This window comes from Oleiphilus sp. HI0125, from assembly GCF_001635355.1.
Genome location: NZ_LWGF01000953.1, coordinates 1 through 867 on the forward strand (window position 1 = coordinate 1; position 867 = coordinate 867).

Here is an 867-nt window from a genome sequence, read left to right on the forward strand (position 1 = left end):
TTCCGCTCATATTCTGGCCTGTCGCATTGCCAGTATTATGTTGCGCGATTATCGCAAATATTTTACGCAACCTATGGACCGCGACTATCATATTCTGTGGCCATTTCACCGAAGAAGCACAAACATTCGATGAGGAATCGACCAAAAACGAATCAAAAGGCCAATGGTATTATCGCCAGATTCTAGGCTCATCCAATATTGAAGGCTCTAAACTTTTCCATATCCTCACTGGCCATTTAAGCTATCAGGTTGAACACCACCTGTTCCCTGATATTCCAGCACCTAGATACCAAGAAATGGCTCCTAAAGTGCAAGAAATTTGCAGAGAACACGGAATTCCATACAATACCGGTAGCTTCGGGAGGCAGTATTGGGGCGTATTCAAGCGCATCGTCAAATATTCATTCCCAACATCAGTTACGAGCCAGGTGAAATCTATACATAACTAATGGAAGTGCTTTCAAGCGTTATTGAACAATATCAGAGCATCATAAGACTATCCGTTTTTGGATTATGTCTTATGTCTTTGTCTCTTATTGAACATCTAATCCCCGCACGTCAATCTGGTAAAAATAACCCAAGACATTTTGTCGAAAACATATCCTTAACAGGATTAACGAGCCTTGCCCTTCAAATAGCCCCCGTTGTGCTGGCTGCCAACATCGCTCTGCTGAATGAAAGTTGGCAGATAGGCATTTTTTATCTAATCAGCGACAACAATAACCAACTTGCCATAATTGTTATTGTGTCGGTAATCATTTTGGATTTTATTATTTACTGGCAGCACAGAGTTTTCCACAGAGTGCCTCTTCTATGGAAACTACATCGAGTTCATCATAGCGATCCATCTTTAAACGCAAGCAGCGC

At 41.6% G+C, this 867-nt stretch carries 2 protein-coding genes; both read left to right on the forward strand.

Annotation, left to right across the window (positions count from 1 at the left end; all coding sequences use genetic code 11):
- On the forward strand, window positions 1-449 hold a 449-nt coding region (locus A3762_RS16365), incomplete at its 5' end, for an acyl-CoA desaturase (RefSeq protein WP_197469320.1).
- On the forward strand, window positions 449-867 hold a 419-nt coding region (locus A3762_RS16370), incomplete at its 3' end, for a sterol desaturase family protein (RefSeq protein ID WP_231878836.1). The genes A3762_RS16365 and A3762_RS16370, both read left to right, overlap by 1 nt.